At 56.6% G+C, this 15,300-nt stretch carries 14 protein-coding genes; 5 read left to right on the top strand and 9 right to left on the bottom strand.

What is annotated here, in order from left to right:
- Positions 1-9: 9 nt before the first annotated feature.
- From ACT3TF_RS09890 to sodC, 5 genes are all read right to left on the bottom strand, one after another.
- Complete coding sequence (locus ACT3TF_RS09890; RefSeq protein WP_096282128.1) at positions 10-1,524, bottom strand: ABC transporter substrate-binding protein; 1,515 nt, start codon at positions 1,522-1,524, stop codon at positions 10-12.
- Positions 1,525-1,646: 122 nt separating this feature from the next.
- Positions 1,647-2,540, bottom strand: coding sequence for an ABC transporter ATP-binding protein (locus ACT3TF_RS09885; protein WP_444672148.1), 894 nt, complete (start codon positions 2,538-2,540; stop codon positions 1,647-1,649).
- A complete protein-coding gene (locus ACT3TF_RS09880; protein WP_444672147.1) occupies positions 2,541-3,371 on the bottom strand; it encodes an ABC transporter ATP-binding protein in 831 nt (276 codons plus the stop codon).
- 199 nt (positions 3,372-3,570) lie between these two features.
- Positions 3,571-5,040: a carbon starvation CstA family protein gene (locus ACT3TF_RS09875; RefSeq protein WP_444672146.1), complete on the bottom strand. Its 1,470-nt coding sequence runs from the start codon at positions 5,038-5,040 to the stop codon at positions 3,571-3,573.
- Between the two features lie 212 nt (positions 5,041-5,252).
- Positions 5,253-5,789 (bottom strand): superoxide dismutase [Cu-Zn] SodC, encoded by a 537-nt coding sequence (gene sodC / locus ACT3TF_RS09870; RefSeq protein WP_444672145.1) that lies wholly within the window; start codon positions 5,787-5,789, stop codon positions 5,253-5,255.
- A gap of 445 nt (positions 5,790-6,234) precedes the next feature.
- Here sodC and ACT3TF_RS09865 point away from each other — a divergent pair, with 445 nt between their 5' ends.
- The 5 genes from ACT3TF_RS09865 (at position 6,235) to ACT3TF_RS09845 (ending at position 11,280) form a co-directional block, all read left to right on the top strand.
- Positions 6,235-7,008, top strand: coding sequence for a pseudouridine synthase (locus ACT3TF_RS09865; protein WP_096282123.1), 774 nt, complete (start codon positions 6,235-6,237; stop codon positions 7,006-7,008).
- Positions 7,009-7,019: 11 nt separating this feature from the next.
- Positions 7,020-7,859 carry a tRNA cyclic N6-threonylcarbamoyladenosine(37) synthase TcdA gene (gene tcdA / locus ACT3TF_RS09860; RefSeq protein ID WP_444672197.1) on the top strand — a complete coding sequence of 280 codons (840 nt, stop codon included), beginning with the start codon at positions 7,020-7,022 and terminating at the stop codon, positions 7,857-7,859.
- Entirely contained in the window at positions 7,856-8,074 is a 219-nt protein-coding gene (locus ACT3TF_RS09855; protein WP_096282121.1) for a DUF1653 domain-containing protein, read from the top strand. Before tcdA ends, ACT3TF_RS09855 begins: the two co-directional genes overlap by 4 nt.
- A gap of 177 nt (positions 8,075-8,251) precedes the next feature.
- A complete protein-coding gene (locus tag ACT3TF_RS09850) occupies positions 8,252-9,160 on the top strand; it encodes an MBL fold metallo-hydrolase (RefSeq protein ID WP_096282120.1) in 909 nt (302 codons plus the stop codon).
- Positions 9,161-9,276: 116 nt separating this feature from the next.
- Positions 9,277-11,280, top strand: a complete 2,004-nt coding sequence (locus ACT3TF_RS09845) for a RecQ family ATP-dependent DNA helicase (RefSeq protein ID WP_444672144.1) — start codon at positions 9,277-9,279, stop codon at positions 11,278-11,280.
- On the opposite strand, the gene ACT3TF_RS09840 is transcribed toward ACT3TF_RS09845, so the two are convergent.
- The 4 genes from ACT3TF_RS09840 to ACT3TF_RS09825 are packed head-to-tail and all read right to left on the bottom strand — an operon-like array spanning position 11,277 to position 15,299.
- A complete protein-coding gene (locus tag ACT3TF_RS09840; protein WP_444672143.1) occupies positions 11,277-12,698 on the bottom strand; it encodes an FAD-dependent oxidoreductase in 1,422 nt (473 codons plus the stop codon). The genes ACT3TF_RS09845 and ACT3TF_RS09840 overlap by 4 nt on opposite strands.
- Positions 12,698-13,660: a polysaccharide deacetylase family protein gene (locus ACT3TF_RS09835; protein ID WP_444672142.1), complete on the bottom strand. Its 963-nt coding sequence runs from the start codon at positions 13,658-13,660 to the stop codon at positions 12,698-12,700. The genes ACT3TF_RS09840 and ACT3TF_RS09835 overlap by 1 nt, the downstream gene beginning before the upstream one ends.
- A 4-nt stretch (positions 13,661-13,664) precedes the next feature.
- The gene (locus ACT3TF_RS09830; protein ID WP_441683908.1) at positions 13,665-14,618 is read right to left on the bottom strand and encodes a polysaccharide deacetylase family protein; all 954 of its coding nucleotides are present in this window, start codon (positions 14,616-14,618) and stop codon (positions 13,665-13,667) included.
- Between the two features lie 12 nt (positions 14,619-14,630).
- Positions 14,631-15,299, bottom strand: coding sequence for an isochorismatase family protein (locus ACT3TF_RS09825; protein ID WP_444672141.1), 669 nt, complete (start codon positions 15,297-15,299; stop codon positions 14,631-14,633).
- Position 15,300: the final 1 nt, after the last annotated feature.

Here is a 15,300-nt window from a genome sequence, read left to right as displayed (position 1 = left end):
GATGTGCCCTTAGGACTCGCTATCGTTGTTGAACATGGTTTTTTCGGTGATCAGCATACGCTCGCGCGGATCGCGTTCGGCATTGGCAACGCGTGCCGATTCGCCCTGAATAACGCGCTCATGCAGCATGGGAATCGCCGCATCGGTACGCAAAATGGCCGTTTCTGCATCGATAATCGCTTGGCGTCGTGCTTCGCCAGTGGGCAGAACGGCAGCGGTGGCTAGCGCCTCATCTACGGCTGGGTCGCACAGTTGGGCGATATTAAAAGAGCCCGCGCAGGCGAAGTCGCTAAACATGTAGGCCACCGGATCGCCGGAGTCGAGTACCGTCGCCCGAGAGAGAATAAACGCATCGAATTCACCCGCCAGTGCGTCTGCTTCGATATGCGCGTACTCACGCACTTCCTGGCGAACGTTAAAGCCGGCGCGGGTTAGCTGCTGTTCCAGCAGAACGGCGACTTCGGGAAGCTCTGCGCGGTCGGTAAAGGTGGCTAGGGTAATCTCGGTACCGTTCGGCGCGGTGGGCGCTGTAAGATCCTCTATCGGCGTGCGAATACCGCTCGCCCAGGCAAGCGCCGGGCCTAGCAAGCCCTCGGCAATATCGGCACGGCCTTCATAGACGGTGTTTACAATCGAAGGGCGATCAATCGCTTCACGTATCGCCGCGCGCAGAGCCGGGTCAGCCAGCGGGCCAGACTGAGTGTTGAGATAGAGCGTATTGGTACGCGGCATAGGCACTTCATGAACACGCTCAGGGTCGAGAAGAGCGGCCTGCGATACCGGGATAGCTTCAACCACATCCGCCACGCCGGTTCTTAATGACGCTGCCCGCGCGGTACCATCGGGGACGTAGTCGGCATCAATACCGGCCGCTGCCGCAGGCTCGCCCCAGTAACCCTCAAAGCGGTCAAGCTTGGCGCTGGTGGTACCGTTGATCTCTTTCAAAACGAACGGGCCAGTGCCTGCTTCGATAGGATTGACCCGGCCATCATCCCCGTAGGCTTTGGCGGCTAAAATCGCCAGCTGTGGGCTGGAAAGCCGGTTAGGAATCAGCGGATCGTCTTCTTCTGTGTGCACAATCACCGCGTTATCGCCATCGGTTTCGATGGTCATAGTGACCCCGTCTAGAATGCGCGGCTTCGGGGTTGCCTGAGTGGCTGCGGTGAGCGAATTCACCACGGCATTGGCTGTTAGCGCTGTGCCATCGTGAAACGCTACGCCGTCGCGAATGAGAAACCGCCAGGTTTTCGGGTCAAGTTGTTGCCACTCGGTGGCCAGAAATGGCTGGGGGTCGCTGTTGGCATCCAGGCGAATCAGGGTTTCTGCATTGCTCCAGCGCGACAGCTTAAACGCATCGTCGGATAGCGGCGTTAACCCCGAGCGGGGTGGCTGAAGCATGGCCACATTAATACGCGGGCCAACATCCGATGAGATGGTGTCGCGCTGTTCTTCAAAACAACCGGCAAGCAGTAAAGGAGCAGCCAGGGCAAAGGGTAGGGAAAGACGAAGCGGGCGGCGTAACATTGAAAACTCTCCTAAGTAAAGTGGCTAACAGGCAAGCGATTGCCCAAACGCGCTAGGTCAATGCCTAAGCGCTGTGCCGGGCGAATGGGGTTAAAAAGTCTCTGGCGGTTTACCTCGCACGTTTATAAGAGTGCTTCTACCTCAGCGGCGTTGCAGTCTGGATAAGCACAGGTAGGCAGTTGGGAGACGGCATTAATCAAGTCCCGCGTGACCGGATGGCGAGGGTTACGCCATAGCTCAGCGGTGGGGCGGTCTTCAACAATGCTGCCGTCATCCATCACCAGCGTGCGCTGGCACAGCTCGGCAACGACTGATAAGTCATGCGACACCATCAACAGCCCAGTGCCGTTCTCATCGCAAAGCTGTTTGAGTACGTTGATAACCTGGGTGCGAACCGGCAGGTCGAGGCCGCTGAGCGGCTCATCGGCCAATAAAAAGCGCGGGCGAGTAGCAATGGCGCGGGCAATCGCTACTCGCTGAGCCTGGCCGCCAGACAACTCATGAGGCTTGCGATCCAGAAAATGCGCATCCAGACCAACCTGCTCTAACGCTTCGCAAGCGCGTTCAACCGGATCGCAATCAACCTTGAGTCTAATCAGCGGCTCAGCGACCAAGGCGCGAACGCTCATCCGCGGGTCAAGCGAGGAGGCCGGGTCCTGGGGGATATATTGAACCGCTTGACGGTACCACCTGAGCTTGGCCGTAGAGGCGGGGCGTACAGCTTTCTGCTGACAGGTAACCGAGCCGGTATCGGGGGCTTCAATTGCTAAAAGTGAGCGCAATAACGTGGTTTTACCCGAGCCGGATAGGCCCACCAACCCCACGCGTTCGCCGGGATAAAGCGCCAGGTCGATATCGCTCATTACCTGCTTGCGCTTGCATGCCCGCCAGAACACCTCGCGAGGCAGTGAAACGCTCTTATTGAGCCCACGTGCCGAGAGGAAAGCAGTTTTTTCGCTCACCACCGCGAGGTCATTTAAAACGACTCGGCCATTAAAGGGGGTTGCGCGCTGCATCTAGGCACTCTTTAAGTAGTCAACGGGCATTAGCTCGGCCGCATTCGTTAGTTCGGTCGGATGTACGCTGTGGGCGGCGGCTACCAGTTCCTGAGTGAAACGATGCTGAGGAGCTGTAATCAGAGTGTCCAGCGCGCCGCTTTCGATCATGACACCACGCTCAATAATTACGGCTCGCTTGCAAAGCTGCGCTGCAGCGTGAAGGTCGTGGGTAATAAATAGCAGCGCGCTATGTGCGGTGTCCGTATGTTCACGTAACGCCCGCAGTACCTGGGCCTGGGTGACCACATCTAGCGCGGTGGTGGGCTCATCGGCGACCATCAGCGAGGTTTTACAGGCCATCGCCAGCGCAATGCAGACACGCTGGCGCTGGCCGCCGGAAAGCTCAGCTGGGGTTCGCTTGATCAGCCGCTGAGGGTCATCCAAGCCCATGGCCCCCAGCAGGGCCACGGCGGCTTGATCGGCAGCTTTGCGCGATAGGCAATGATGGCGCGAAAACGGCTCACGTAATTGAGAGCCTACCGAGACCAAGGGATTGAGCGCCGAGAGCGAATCCTGAAATACCATCGACACCCGAGTATCTTTTCGACGCCGCGCGGCGGGCGTTTGAATAACCTCTCGGCCCTGAATGCGGATGCTGCCCTGCACCTGGGCGTTGGGAGGTAAGAGACCCAGCACCGCTTTAGCAGTGAACGATTTACCCGACCCGGATGCGCCTAGCAGGCAAACACGCTCGCCAGGTAATACGTCAAACGAGAGGCCATCAACCACCGGGTGTCGGCCAATTTGAATGCGCAGGCCACGCACGGATAAAACATGATCGCTGCACATTGATAACATCTCTAGTAAAGCGGCTAAGCTATTAGTAATTGTTATGGTATATCATTTCTTGTTGCTGCGGCAATATTAGTCTCAATACAAAAAATTATAGGGCAGTGCCAAATGGACCATAAGAAGACATAAAAAAAGCGCTGAAAAAATCAGCGCTTAATCGTTATTAGTCGGCTGTTTGCCGTCTATCTATAGGCAGTTATTTTGTGGCGGTAGCGAAACCATCGTCACCCGTACCAAATTTCTCTGCTGGCTCATCAACCGCAAACGTGGTGCGGCTTAAGCGACGAACACGTTTCATAAATAGCGCAATGCAGAGCAGTGTTCCTAACGCCGCCACAAAGTAGCTGGTATTAAGCGGCAGGCCAAAGCCAATCGGCGCGTAGGCTAGGTAGGTGAAGGTCGCCATGGTCATAAAGGTGGCTGGAATCGAGGTGATCAAATGAGGCTTACGCGACAGCACTAAGTACATGGTGCCTACCCACAGGGCAATAACCGCAGTGGTTTGGTTCGCCCAGGAGAAGTAGCGCCATAGCAGCGTGAAGTCCATATGCGTTAGTGCATAGGAGACAACAAACAGCGGTAGGGCCACCAGAATGCGCTTAATCATCGGCTTTTGATCGACTTTAACGTAGTCGGCGATAATCATCCGCGCGCTGCGGAAAGCGGTGTCACCAGAGGTGATCGGCAGCACGATAACGCCGAGTATGGCCAGCGTACCGCCTACAGCGCCGAGCATGGTGGTAGAAACTTCGCTAACGACAGCGGCAGGGCCTCCGGCGGCAAGTACGTCGGACAGCGTTTGGTCGCCGTAGAACAGGCTCATAGCGGCGGCGGCCCAAATCATCGCGATCACGCCTTCAGTGATCATCATGCCGTAGAAAATTTTACGTCCATTCGTTTCGTTTTGCGTGGTGCGCGAAATGATCGGTGTTTGAGTAGCATGAAAGCCGGAAAGTGCACCACAGGAGATCGTTAAAAACAGCAGCGGGAAGATAGGAGCTGCTTCAGGATGCATGTTCTCGAAAGATAGCTCAGGAATGGGCGCGCCGGTGACAATCAAGCCAATGCCGATACCGGCCGCACTGAACAGCAGTAGCGCACCAAAGTAAGGATAAATACGGCCGATGACTTTATCGATCGGCAGCAGTGTCGCGATTAAGTAGTAAATAAAGATGGCCACGATAATCAGCGTCATCGACAGTGAGGTCATATTCGCCAGCAGCGCAGCGGGAGAGGTGACAAAGACCGTGCCGACCAGCAGCAGTAGCAAAATGGCAAAAGCATTAACGACGTGCTTCATCGCTTTGCCGAGAAATTTGCCCGCTAGCTGTGGTAAGTGAGCACCGTGGTTACGAATTGAGATCATGCCGGTTAGATAATCGTGCACGGCACCGGCAAAGATGCAGCCGACCACAATCCATACAAAGGCAACCGGGCCGTAAAGCGCGCCAAGAATCGGTCCAAAAATCGGCCCTACGCCGGCAATGTTTAATAGCTGAATGAGTGAGTTACGCGTGGTATTCATCGGCACGTAGTCGATGTCATCGCGCATGGTGAAGGCTGGTGTGCGTCGTTTGCGGTCGGTCACGAACACGCGCTCAACGAACTTCCCGTAGGTAAAGTAGCCCGCAATTAGCAGCAGGATCGATACAATAAAGGTGATCATCTAAGGTACCTAGAGCAGTTAGAGGGATTAGCCGGAGTCGGCAAGACGCTTACTAGCATGCTGGCACACCAGCAGGTGCGTTTAAACCGGGATGAATGTACAGATAAGGCCCGTAGATCACAGCTAGACTTTAGTTGGTGATTTTCGATAAACCGTCAATAAAACGGGCAGCCCGTGGCTGCCCGTTTTTGATGCCGAAGTGAACGCTTGTCTTAAGACTCAACGACACCGCAGGCCATGCGAGCGCCGCCACCGCCAAGGTGGGGCTCATCCTTATAGGTATCGCCGCCTGCGTGGATCATTATGCTACGGCCCGGCATATCTTCCATGCTTAGGCGCGGTGCCAGCACGGGGAGGTTGGCTTCACCATCCTCATTGACCGTTAGCACCGGTAGGTCACCCAAATGGCCTTCGCCGTAGGGGCCTAGGTGGGTATCCGTTTCTTCCGGGTCATAGTGGCCGCCGGCGGCTTGCGCCGCGGTCATTTCGCCGTCGTCATTCTCGGCAGGATCGCAGTTGGCGTTCTGGTGAACGTGGAAACCGTAAACACCGGACTCCATATCCGTGAGTGACGGGGTTAGCAATAAACCGTGCTCGGTGCTTTCGAGTGAAACGGTGCCAATCGACTCTTCAACACCGTCAACGCTGACTTTATGCATCTCAACGTCAAGCGTTTCGTTAGCCTGCGCCGCTGTACTTGCGAGCAGTAATGAGGCGGCAATGCCGGTAAGCGAAGCTATATAGCGCATAGTAATTTCTCCTTCCTAATCCATGGAAACGCTGTGACAGCGTTGCCCATTTAAGGTAGCTGCCACACCACCACTATGCCAACGAACGATGTAAAGCGCTACTCAGGGCCGTTACCTGATGTCTGCCAGGCGATGGCTCATCCTGTGCTCAGCTAGCCAGCCATGCCACAGAAGAGCGTTTCATCAGGAACTCCTTATTGATCATTTATGTAATCATATAACATAACGATAAATAGCTAAAAGGTTTATCGTATCGAGCGGATGACATCTCGCTGCCAAGCCGCGACAATGGCGTCCTATTTTTATAAGCAGTTTTTATAAACAGTTTGTGTAAATAGTTTGTGTAAATAGTTTGTGTAAATAGTTTGTGTAAATAGTTTGTGTAAATAGTTCTTAGATAACCGTTCTAGACCGTTTTTGTCGCTAGCTTTTACCGGGGAGCGTTATGACGCCACTCACTATCCTCTATCAGGATGAGTATCTCGTTGCGGTGCATAAGCCATCGGGGCTTTTAGTGCATCGCTCGGCGCTAGCGCGTGGCGAAACAGAGTTCCTGCTCCAGCGGTTGCGCGACCAGCTTGGCAAGCGGGTGTATCCCGTTCATCGGTTGGATCGGCCTACCTCTGGCGTGATTGTATTTGCGCTTTCATCCGCAGTGGCGGGGCTGCTCAGCGAGGCCTTTAGTGAGCGCCAGGTCGAGAAACGTTACCTCGCCGTGGTACGTGGCAATGCCCCTGAAAGCGAGCGTTTAGACTATCCGCTGCGGGAAGAGGACGGCACGCGGCCTAAGGCGGAAATGCCCGCAATGCCCGCGATGACTGATATTCGCCGCCTGGATAGTGTCGAACTGCCTGTTCAGGTCGACCGCTATTCGGTGGCGCGTTACTCGCTGGTGGAGGCGAGGCCGCTGACCGGACGTCGCCATCAGATTCGCCGCCATCTTTCTCGGCGAGGCTATCCCATTATTGGCGATGCCAAACATGGCAAAAGTGTCCACAATCGTTTTTTTGCCGAGCAGCTGGGCGCACCACGTTTACTGCTAGCCGCCACTTATTTAGCCTTCGATCATCCGATGTTGGATAAACGCGTACAGTTAAGTTGCGCCGTGGACGACACCATGGTCGCGCTGTTTAATCATCTTGGCTGGGCCGGACACTTACCGCTGGATAGTGTGCGTACGCCACCTCACACACCGCTTTCCGCCCTCCAAGCGCTATGAGTGATCCCGCTATGTTCTCCGCGATTTCAGCTACCAACCTGCCAGCCTCTGCCGATTACGACGCTCGCTTTGGCGGGATTCGTCGTCTTTACGGCCAGCGCGCTGTTGACGTGTTTCGTCATGCTCACGTGGTGGTGGTGGGTGTCGGCGGGGTGGGCAGCTGGGCCGTTGAGGCGCTGGCGCGCTCCGGGATTGGCAAGCTTACGTTGATCGACCTAGACGATGTGTGTGTTTCCAACGTTAACCGCCAACTCCACGCGCTGGATGGCACCATTGGCCAACCCAAGGTAGACGTGCTGGCAAGCCGGTGCCGTCTGATTGCGCCTGAGATCGAGATCGTTGCCGACAGCGCTTTTGTAACGCCCACCAATCTCGCCGAGCGCATCCCGGATGACGCCGACCATGTGGTAGATGCCATCGACAGCGTGATCGCCAAGGCCGCGCTCATCGCCTGGTGCAAGCGCCGCAAGATTCCGATTACCGTGACCGGCGCCGCCGGCGGGCAAACCGACCCAACGCGCATTCAGGTCGCTGACCTTACCCGCACCGAGCACGACCCGCTGTTATCTAAAGTGCGTTCACGACTGCGCCGTGACTACGGTTTCTCCCGCAATCCCAAGCGGCGCTTCTCGGTAGAGTGTGTCTACTCCGACGAGCAATTGGTGTATCCCAGCGGTGACGGTGAGGTATGCCTGCAAAAGCCCGGCAGTGGTGAAGCGACGCGATTAGATTGCGCGTCAGGCTTTGGCGCCGTCACCTTTTTGACCGGCACCTTTGGCTTTGTCGCCGCCTCAAAAGTGCTCGAACGCCTCGCTAAAAAAGCCCATGCCGCCCATAAGGAATTACCATGACCGCTCCCGTTCCCGGCATCTATCGCCATTACAAAGGCAGCCTTTACGAAGTCATCGGCACCGGCCAGCATAGCGAAAGCGAAGAGTGGCAGGTGGTTTACCGCGCCCTTTACGGCGACTACGGCCTGTGGGTGCGCCCGCTTGAGATGTTCACTGAAACCGTCACTAAAGAAGGCCGCACGCAGCCACGCTTCGCGCTGGAAAAAGCGTTTTAGTCTGCGTGAGTTCAATTCTCTAAGTCCGCTATTTTGTCGCCGCCACCTGACGTCAGGTAGGCGGCATTTTTATACGTGCTATTGCTTATATTCCATAATTAGATATGTTTATAACGAATATTTTTGCGCGGACGCTAGGTTTCACCGCGCAGTGGTACACGCATTTAGGAGGCAAGCATGAAGACCTTTGCACTTTCTCAAAGCACAGGTGCAGGCACACCCGATGTGGCGGGGTTTTTTGATTCCCGTACTTTTAGCGTTCAATACATCGTGAGCGATCCGGCCACCCGGCAGTGCGCGATTATTGACCCGGTGTTGGATTTTGATGAGAAATCTGGCGCGACAGCGACTTTCTGTGCTGACGCGTTATTAGCCTATATAGAAGAGCAGCAGCTCACGGTCACATGGATTTTAGATACTCACCCTCACGCCGACCACTTTTCTGCCGCGCAGTATTTAAGACACAAAACCGGCGCGCCGACGGCCATTGGTCAGCACATTACCAGCGTGCAGGCGTTGTGGAAGGACATCTATCACTGGCCTGAAATGCCTACCGATGGCCGCCAGTGGGACACGCTGTTTGCCGCAGGCGACACGTTTCACATTGGCGAGCTAAGCGCCCAAGTACTGCATTCTCCGGGCCATACGCTGGCATCGATTACTTACGTGATTGGCGACACTGCGTTTGTTCACGACACCCTGTTTCAGCCTGATTTCGGTACCGCGCGGGCTGACTTTCCTGGCGGCGATGCAAAGTCGTTGTGGGACTCTATCCAGCAAATTCTTGCACTGCCCAGTAAAACGCGCCTTTTCACCGGCCACGATTATATGCCGGGCGAGCGCGACCCTGAATGGGAAAGCAGTGTCGCGGAGCAGCGCGCTCATAACCCACACGTAGTGGGCAAAAGCGCCGACGACTACATTGCTCTGCGTCATAAGCGCGATAGTGAACTGCCAATGCCCAAGCTTATTCTTCACGCGCTGCAGGTGAATACGCTGGGTGGCCGTTTGCCGGAGCCTGAGGCCAACGGCAAGCGCTATCTTAAAATCCCCTTGGATGCCCTAGATGGCGTGAATTGGGGCTAGCGTCAGCGCAACTGCATGGGTACTTATTATTTTTAGGGTCGTGTCTTTCGTTGGTGAAAGCGTCTTGAACCCGGTAGCGTGTTACCCCAAGACGTCACCCCACTTTAGGAAGATGCATGACTTCAACTTCTCCGCAACAAACGCTGAAAGCCGTATTTGGGTTTGACGACTTTCGGGGCGGCCAGCAGGCGGTGGTGTCACGCGTACTGGAGGGGCACTCTACCGCGGCGATTTTCGCCACCGGTGCGGGCAAGTCGCTTTGCTATCAGCTGCCGGCGCTGCACTTGCCGCACTTAACCCTGGTGGTATCGCCGCTGCTGGCGCTCATGCAGGATCAGCTGGCGTTTCTAACGCGCCACGGCGTGGCAGCGGCCAGCATTGATTCCACTCAAGACCGCGAGACTGCGCGCGATATAATGGAGCGCGCTAAAAGCGGTGAGTTAAAAATCCTCATGATCTCGGTAGAGCGGCTTAAAAATGAGCGCTTTCGGCACTTTTTGCGCCAGGTTCAGACCTCGCTGTTAGTGGTTGATGAAGCCCACTGCCTGTCTGAGTGGGGGCATAACTTTCGGCCGGACTACCTTAAGCTGCCGGATTATCAGCGCGACTTTGCTATTCCCCAGGTGCTGCTGCTGACCGCTACCGCAACACCTGTGGTGATTGCCGATATGCGCGATAAGTTCGCCATCGCGCCAGACAACGTCATTACTACCGGCTTTTATCGCCCTAATCTTGAGCTTCTGGTAGCGCCCGCCCTGCAAGACCGCGAGCAGCAGTTGGTTAGCTGGCTGAAGCCACAGATGCAGCCGGGGAGCGAGGCGCCGACGATCATTTACGTCACTCTTCAACAGACTGCCGAGCGCGTGGCGAAAGCGCTGGCGGCCCAGGGCATTGCTGCGCAGGCCTATCATGCGGGGCTGGATTCACAGCGTCGCGATGAGATTCAGCGCCAGTTTATGGGCGGCGAATCGCCCTGTATCGTCGCCACGATTGCTTTTGGTATGGGGATCGATAAGGGCAATATTCGCAACGTGGTGCACTTTGACTTACCCAAATCGATTGAAAATTATAGCCAAGAAATTGGCCGGGCTGGCCGCGACGGCCAGCCCTCCACCTGCCTGACCATGGCCGGGCGCGATGGCCTGCAGGTACTAGAAAACTTCGTTTACGGTGATACCCCTGAATATGCCGGTATCTACCGTTTGCTGGAAGAGATTGTGGCGGCTGGAAGCTCGCCAGACCGTCAGTGGGAAGTGCTGCTTAATACGCTTTCTCGTGATGCCAATATCCGCTTATTACCGCTGAAAACGCTGCTGGTGCGGCTAGAAATGCACGGCATTATTGCGCCGCGCTTTGCCTTCTTAGCTGACTATCGGCTTCGCTACTACAGTGAGCCGGGTGCTCTGGCTAGCCGTTTTGAAGGCGAACGCGCGGCTTTTGTGCGGCTTATCATCGACAATGTTCCTGTGGCGCGGACATGGGGCACGGTCGATTTTGAACGCCTGCACAGCGCAGGGCAGGCGCAGCAGATTGACGCCTCGCGCGCCCGGGTCATTACGGCCCTTGAGTACTTCCAGGACAAAGGTTGGCTGACGCTGGAAGGCAAGCGAATGACCGACGTGTATGAGATTTGCCAGCCAGAGATCGCGATTGAAGCATTGGCCCGCCAGCTGTATGACGAATGCCTAACGCGAGAACGCACGGAGATTGAGCGGCTGCATTCAATGCTGGCGCTATTTGAATCGCAAAGCTGCTTAACCCGGCGGCTGGCGCAGCATTTTGGAGATAGCACCTTTACTGGGCAGGATCGCTGCGGGCACTGTTCGGTGTGCTACGGCAACCCTGTGCGCCTACCGGACTCATCGCCGCAGCCGGCGCTGTCGGATAACGACTTCACACGCTACGCCGTGCCCTTCATTGAGCGACACGCCGAACAGTTCGGCCAACCGCCAAATGCACAGCGGCTGGCGCATTTTTTGTGCGGGCTAACCATGCCGATTTTTACACCGCTCAAAGCACGAAGTCTTAACGGCTTCGCGGTCTTTGAGCAGCGTGGTTATCCTGATGTGCGTCAGTGGGCAGAGCAGAGGCTGGGCGGGCGGCTAGGGCATGGCCTCTAGGGCAAGACGGCCGAGCTTAGCTTTAAGCGCAGCAATTCAGCGGCACTTTTACCCGCCACTGCACCCAGCACCACCGCACTAAGCAGCCCATTGCCGGAAAGGTAGCCGCTGTCGTTTGAACCTGAAACGCCGCGTGCGGCACCGCCGGCGGCGAATAGGTTGGGAAGCGCTTGGCCTTGGGTATTGAGCACGCGGGCTTGGCGGTTTACTTCTAATCCCCCTTGAGTATGAAAAAGCGCCCCGGTGACGCGGATGGCGTAGTAGGGTGGCTTGAGCAAGTTGGCAGGCTCAAAGCGGCGACCAAACCTATCAGAGGTTTGCTGTTCTGCCAGTTGATGCATGTCAGCAAACGTCGCTTGGAGCGCATTGAGGGGCAGCTTGAGATCTTCCGCCAGCGCTTCCAGGCTTGCAAAGCGTCTTACCGCGCCGCTTTCAAGCGCGTTGCGATAGTCCTCGAAGGCCAGGGCAGATTCGTCAATGCGCGCATCAAACAGGTTCCAGGCCATTTTCTCGGGCTGCGCCAAGACCTTGGCGGCCTGTTCGGAGTAGCCGCCGTGCTCGTTGGAGAAGCGCTCTCCGCTTAGATTAACCTGGATACCACCCTGCATCATGAGTGCCCAGCTAATCAAAATCTGATGGGGCGTTGCCAGCGATCCATGCCCCTGACAAGCGCCTAAATCTTTGGTACTGGCGCCCATCGCCTGGCCCCACAGCAGTGCGTCGCCCTGGTTACCCTCATGGCCGTAGTAAAGCGCATTCTTGAGCGTCGGAAGGTAGCGCTCCACGAGTTCCACATTCCCGCCATAGCCATTGCAGGCCAAGATTAACGCGTCGCAGCCGATGCTTTCACGGCTGCCGTCCGGGCGTTCTAACGTTACACCGCGCACCCGTTGAGTGCTATCAACGTGCAGATCGACCACGCGTGCCTGGGTAACAATATCAATGCCCGCCGCCTCGCTGGCGTTGAGCAGCGCGCCCATCAGCTCTTCGCCTGTGCGCCGTGGCGTGGCGTGCATGCGCAGCTGGCTATGGCCTGGGTAGAGAAAACCGTCCACCAGCTCGAACGGTATATGGTGCTGGTCGGCGAGCCACTCGATGGTGGGGCCGGATTGGTGGGCGAGCAGCTCGACAATGGCAGGGTCTGCTTCGAAGCCATTCTTCTTCTGAATATCCTCCGCCATCACGTCGGGCGAGTCACTTACCCCGAGTGCGTGCTGAAAGTGCGTATCAGCAGCGGGAATAAAGCCTGATGACATCGCGGTGCTGCCACGTGGGAGCGGGTCGCGCTCCAATACCATCAGCTCCACGCCCGCCTCTTGCGCCGCCAGCGCTGCGACTAGGCCGCAGGCGCCTGCGCCAATAATGACCAGCGGCAGGTGGGCGTCAAACGTATCGTGGGCGTAAGGAAGGATCGCCATCAGCGGGTTACTCCCTTTGCGTGGCATTGAGCGGCGTTAAACGCATCGAGAATGTCGCCCGCCGGTGCTTGCCACACCGCTGAATGCCCGCTGATATGGGCCAGCACTTCTTCTAAACAGGCAATGCGGTGGGGTTGGCCAACAAGCCAAGGATGAAGATTGAGGGCAAATAAGCGCCCACCCTGCTGCTGAGATTCTTCCAGCAGGAAATCAAACGCATCTTTGACCTGCGTCACCCAGGCATCTTCTGAGTGCAGGTTCTGGCTCATCACAAACTGGTCTTCGATTTCGGTGGCCAGCGGCATCATGGTCAAGCTGCCCGTGCTGTTATGGCCAGGCTGTTGGTGACAAACATAGGGCATATCGTCGTTGACCCAGTCGGCGCAGTACTCAATGCCGTTTTCGGCCAGCAGGTCGAGCGTGTTGAAGCTCTGATGCTTGGCAGGGCTCAGCCAGCCGCGTACAGGTTGGCCGGTCACACGCTGCAGCGTCTCAACCGAGCGCTTGACCAGCTCGGCCTCTTCTTCAATCGGTAAGCCGCCGTAGTGCAGGTGATCCATGTTCCAGCCGTGGGCAATAAATTCACCGCCGTGCTCTTTGAGGCGCTGCACTAAATAGGGCGTCTGCTCGGCTAGCTGCGCATTCATCGCAAAAGTCGGTGTGATGTTGTGCGCTGCCAGCGCCTTGAGAACGCGATAGATCCCCACGCGGTTGCCGTAATCGCGCAGTGAAAAATGGCGTAGGTCCGGGTAGGGCATGGTCATGCCGTTGGGGACTTTGAACGGTTTGCCGCGCTGATTTAACGGGTAGAACTGCAGTGAAATGTTGATCCACACCGCAAGGGTTTTGCCCTCGGGCCAAGTGACCGGCGCGCGGTCGCTCAGCATCGACCACGCATAGTGCTCGTGGTCGTAGCCGTGGCGGCGCAGAGGGTAGTCGAGATAGTCGTCGTTAAGCGCCATAGCGTTACCCCTGTTTGCGTGCGGTGGCGGCCTGGGCCTTCATGCTGTCGAGGGCGGCGTCGTAATAATTGGCTAGATAGTAATCGGCAATCTCGCGCCCGGTGGCAACCCACACATCCGGGTGGCCGGTGATGTATTCAAGCGCCTCTTCAAACGCCTTGATTCGGTGCGGGCAACTCACTTGGTAGTTGTGGGTGGGAATGCACATCACCGTGCCGGACTCCGCGCCCTCGGCGTACAAGCGATCAAAGTGGCGCTTGAGCATGGTGGTATACTGGCGCGGCTCTACTTTATTCACCGCATAGACGATGGTGTCGTTCATCTCCAGCGAGTAGGGCATGGAGATAAACCGCTTGCCGGAGCGAACGCTGACCGGCGTCGGCTGGTCGTCGTGAAATAGATCACAGGTGTAAACCCCACCTTTGTCGCCGAATAGCTCTTCGCCCACTTCGGCAAATAGATCCAGGGTGCGCTCTGAGTGGGAGAGTGCCGGTGCCAGATACCCTGCGCAGGCCTGGCCGGTATGGCGATGAATCGTTTCCATACTGTCGCGGATCATTGCCCGCTCTTGGTCTTCGCTGAGGCCGTAGGTGTAGCGGGTGTTGTAAATGCCGTGGCTGAAGAACTCCCAGTCACGCTCTTTGCACATCTGGATAATTTCAGGATGGTGATCACATAGCGCCACGGAAAGTGACACCGAGCCGCGAATGCCGTATTTCTCAAGCAGCGCCATTTGGCGCTGATGGCCCACCCGGTTGCCGTAATCGCGAATACTGTAGCCCGGCACCGATGGATGCGGGTGCGGCCAAGGATTACGCTGCGGATTCAGTGGCGGATCAAGCTCGTAATATTCAATATTAGGGGCTACCCAGAAGGCCACCTTGGCGCCTCCCGGCCACTCGATTTTGGGTCGCTGGTCGTAGGCCCAGTAATCGTAAACGCCTAATGACTCTTTCATAACCGGCTCCTCTTATTGCTCATTACCTTCCAGCCACGCTAATACCTCAGCGGCGGGCAGTACGTCGGCATATTTAAGGTGCAGGTCGGTCAGGTTGGCGTAGTGGTAGCTTTCGTGTTTATCGGATACGCACTCCATTGGCACGATGGTGCGATAGCCCCGCGATAAGCTTTCCACCGCTGTGGCACGAATACAGCCAGAGGTGGATCCGCCGGTGATAATCACGGTATCAACTTGATGCCACACTAGCAGTGACTGCAGCGGCGTTTCGAAAAAGGCCGACGGCATGCGTTTGGTGTAGATCACGTCGCGGCTGCGGTCGATCTCGCAGCGCTCGTCAAACTCGGCGCGCTCAGAATCGTATTTGATATTCTGCAGCGAATCCGGCGTGTCGGTACGTGTGCCCCACACGCCCGCATCGTCAGCAGAATCCAAAAACGCGACGTGGGTCCAGACCACCGGCCAACCCCGTGCCCGGAAGCCGTTGGCAAGCTGGTTAGTGTATTCCAGCTGCTTGGGGTCGGTTTCGTAAGCGGTTTTGAACAGGTCCGTGCGGGTGTAGGCTTTTTGCGGATCGACGTTCACCAGTACCGCTTTGTTACCAAAGCCAAACGGCACTCGCTGCGGGTTGGCCATGACGTCGTTAAAAATTTCTTTCGCCGTTTTGTCGGTGGTCTGCATC

It is taken from the genome of Halomonas sp. AOP25-F1-15, from assembly GCF_052378675.1.
Taxonomy (GTDB): domain Bacteria; phylum Pseudomonadota; class Gammaproteobacteria; order Pseudomonadales; family Halomonadaceae; genus Vreelandella; species Vreelandella casei.
This window is presented reverse-complemented; position numbering and strand designations above follow the sequence as displayed.

What these genes read in the sequence shown, in the direction of transcription:
- ACT3TF_RS09885 (WP_444672148.1), bottom strand. Translation starts at nt 2,540, where the DNA reads ATGCAGCGCGCAACCCCCTTTAATGGCCGAGTCGTTTTAAATGACCTC.
- ACT3TF_RS09880 (WP_444672147.1), bottom strand. Translation starts at nt 3,371, where the DNA reads ATGTGCAGCGATCATGTTTTATCCGTGCGTGGCCTGCGCATTCAAATT.
- ACT3TF_RS09840 (WP_444672143.1), bottom strand. Translation starts at nt 12,698, where the DNA reads ATGGCGATCCTTCCTTACGCCCACGATACGTTTGACGCCCACCTGCCG.
- ACT3TF_RS09825 (WP_444672141.1), bottom strand. Translation starts at nt 15,299, where the DNA reads ATGCAGACCACCGACAAAACGGCGAAAGAAATTTTTAACGACGTCATG.
- ACT3TF_RS09850 (WP_096282120.1), top strand. Translation starts at nt 8,252, where the DNA reads ATGAAGACCTTTGCACTTTCTCAAAGCACAGGTGCAGGCACACCCGAT.
- ACT3TF_RS09890 (WP_096282128.1), bottom strand. Translation starts at nt 1,524, where the DNA reads ATGTTACGCCGCCCGCTTCGTCTTTCCCTACCCTTTGCCCTGGCTGCT.
- ACT3TF_RS09835 (WP_444672142.1), bottom strand. Translation starts at nt 13,660, where the DNA reads ATGGCGCTTAACGACGACTATCTCGACTACCCTCTGCGCCGCCACGGC.
- ACT3TF_RS09845 (WP_444672144.1), top strand. Translation starts at nt 9,277, where the DNA reads ATGACTTCAACTTCTCCGCAACAAACGCTGAAAGCCGTATTTGGGTTT.
- ACT3TF_RS09830 (WP_441683908.1), bottom strand. Translation starts at nt 14,618, where the DNA reads ATGAAAGAGTCATTAGGCGTTTACGATTACTGGGCCTACGACCAGCGA.
- sodC (WP_444672145.1), bottom strand. Translation starts at nt 5,789, where the DNA reads ATGCGCTATATAGCTTCGCTTACCGGCATTGCCGCCTCATTACTGCTC.
- ACT3TF_RS09875 (WP_444672146.1), bottom strand. Translation starts at nt 5,040, where the DNA reads ATGATCACCTTTATTGTATCGATCCTGCTGCTAATTGCGGGCTACTTT.
- ACT3TF_RS09855 (WP_096282121.1), top strand. Translation starts at nt 7,856, where the DNA reads ATGACCGCTCCCGTTCCCGGCATCTATCGCCATTACAAAGGCAGCCTT.
- ACT3TF_RS09865 (WP_096282123.1), top strand. Translation starts at nt 6,235, where the DNA reads ATGACGCCACTCACTATCCTCTATCAGGATGAGTATCTCGTTGCGGTG.
- tcdA (WP_444672197.1), top strand. Translation starts at nt 7,020, where the DNA reads ATGTTCTCCGCGATTTCAGCTACCAACCTGCCAGCCTCTGCCGATTAC.